The sequence below is a fragment of the Pilosibacter fragilis genome, assembly GCF_032490495.1.
Lineage (GTDB): Bacteria > Bacillota > Clostridia > Lachnospirales > Lachnospiraceae > Pilosibacter > Pilosibacter fragilis.
Genome location: NZ_JAVYJB010000044.1, coordinates 1 through 2,588, shown reverse-complemented (window position 1 = coordinate 2,588; position 2,588 = coordinate 1). Strand labels below are relative to the sequence as shown.

Annotated in this window: 2 protein-coding genes; both read left to right on the top strand. The window is 43.6% G+C overall.

Going from position 1 to position 2,588, the window contains the following annotated elements:
• Positions 1-311 precede the first annotated feature (311 nt).
• On the top strand, positions 312-1,712 hold the full coding sequence (locus ABCW45_RS17585; protein WP_343221283.1) for a Mu transposase domain-containing protein: 1,401 nt from the start codon (positions 312-314) through the stop codon (positions 1,710-1,712).
• A 12-nt stretch (positions 1,713-1,724) separates the two neighbouring features.
• Complete coding sequence (locus tag ABCW45_RS17580) at positions 1,725-2,504, top strand: ATP-binding protein (protein ID WP_055221200.1); 780 nt, start codon at positions 1,725-1,727, stop codon at positions 2,502-2,504.
• The last annotated feature ends 84 nt before the right edge of the window (positions 2,505-2,588 follow it).

Below are 2,588 nucleotides of genomic sequence, written 5' to 3'. Positions count from 1 at the left end.
TGCAAATTCCGGCTCATCTGACTACGCATTCCGCTAAGAGCTGATCAGTCTTTCCGGATGTAACTGAACGCGTTTCCGCTTCAGCTGATCAATAAGTTTTCAACGTGTTATAGTTCTTTCGTAGTCATCAAATGATTGCGAAAGGAGGCATAACTATGCAAGACTACAACACGATTATCGGCTCCATCCAGATGCGTTTGAATGGATGCCAGACCAGGTCCGTTATGGACCGTTACAAGATTGGCTCAGGTACATTAAATCTGATCATGAGCCGATACCATGACAACGGAATCCCAATCGAGGAACTCCGAATGATGGCACCTGAGGAAGTCGAGAACCTTTTCTATCCGCAGAAAAATCTACAGAGGAAAGATGTCCCACTTCCAGATTTCCAGTATTACTATGACAGAATCCATGCACCAGGGAGCCGCATGAACATTTCGTTCTGTTGGCTGGATTATAAAGAAAAGAATCCTGATGGTTATGAGAAGTCACAGTTTTACGAATACTTCAACCGATTCATAGCAGAAAACTATGGTGGACAGAAGGTATCAATGGCCGTAAACCGAATCCCGGGTGAAAAGATGTATATCGATTGGGTCGGTGATCAGCCGGAACTGTTAACAGATACCGAAACGGGCGAGATCAAAAAAGTCCATATCTTTGCGACCACTCTTGGAGTCAGCAGTCTGATCTATGCAGAAGCTTTTCCAAATGAGAAGCTCCCATGTTTTATAGAAGGCTGTGCCCATGCTGTTTCATTTTATGGTGCTGTTACGAAATACTTTGTGCCCGATAACCTGCGAACTGCTGTAACCAAGCACACAAAGGATGAACTTATCCTGCAGTCTACATTTGCAGATCTGGAAGATTTCTATGAAACTATAGTTCTTCCACCACCCGCTAGAAAGCCGAAAGGCAAGCCTACAGTTGAAAATCATGTACGTTATCTTGAAATACACCTGGTTGAGAAACTGAAAGAAAAGATATATGTATCATTTGAAGACCTGAATGCTGAAATCAAAAAAATAGTAGCAGTCCTCAATAAACGATCTTTTCAAGGCAAGGATTTCTCAAGACAGGATGCTTTCGAAAAGTATGACAAACCATGTATGAAACCACTGCCAGGCGGATGTTACACGGCTTGCGACTATAAAGCGGTCCTAAAAGTTCCCAACAACTACCACATCGAGTATGACGGCCACTACTACTCCGTATTGTACTCTTACTGTGGCAAGCCTGCAATCCTGAAGGCAACAGCTTCAGAGATCAGAATCTGTGATCAGTATAATCGGCTGATCTGTACACATAAGCGGTCTTATAGAGAGTTTCCGCTGTATATCACGGTAGATGAACATATGCCGCCAGAACACCTTTATTACAAAGAAGTCAATTCAAAGGATGGTAATTATTACCGCCGCTGGGCTTCTGCCATTGGTCCTGCGATGTCAGAACTGATTGACAGACTCCTTAAATCATCAAAACATGAAGAGCAGTCCTATAGTGCCTGTGTAGGTATCCTGCATAAAGTAAAAACAATCCCGAAAGGTGCTGCTGAAGAAGTTGCCCGTAAATGTATAGAGATCAATTCCTGTAAGTATTTTACCTTCAAGCAGATGCTGAAAAAGATGGATGTGAAGGAACTCCCCGAGCATTCACCAGGAACACTGCCCAATCATGAAAATATCAGAGGAAAGGACTACTATAAGTAAGGGTGACGTACTATGGCATACAGATTAAAAGACTATCTTTATAACGATAAACTCACAAAGGAACAGAACATACTCATGGATCGGCTGTATAAACTTCGCATGTCCGGTATGGCTGAAGCATTTGAAAAGCAGCTGCTGGAACCAAACACAGGTCTCGAACCATTTGAAGTCCGCTTTGCTGCTATTGTAAATCAGGAGTGGGATCAGCGTGAGAGTAAAAAGTTTAAACGCCTCATGAAGAAAGCGACCCTGAAATATCCTGCAGCTGATCTTGACAGTTCAATCTATGATCCAGAACGTCAGCTGAATACACACGTCATAGAACTTCTGGCCAAGTGTGATTGGATCGATGAGCCGAATAACCTGCTGATGACCGGAGGGGCCGGTGCTGGGAAAACGCACATCGCCTGCGCTTTATGTATCACAGCAATGCATCAGAACCGTACTGTTAAATACATACGTGCGAACACACTCTTAAAGGAATCAGATCATGCCAGGCAGGAAGGTACTTACTTTGAGTATTCGAATGAAATGGCAGCTTATGATCTCATGGTGATAGATGATTTCGGCTTAATGGATCTGGACATCGAGAAATGCCGCGATTTATTTGAAATCATCGAGTCCAGAGACTGCCGCAAGGCAACTATTATTATCTCACAGATTCCAGTATCCGGATGGTATCAGCTTTTTGGGGATTCCACCTACGCAGATGCCTGCTTAAGTCGAATGACATCTAAGGCATATCGCCTTGAATTTCCTGGCAGGGATCGCAGAATAACCAATAGTAATTAATCAACCTGCTGAGTTTTGCTCAGTTTGAAGCGGAATGGCGCTCCGTTCCTCTGGAACGGATGCGCAGTTCTTGCGGAATATGCA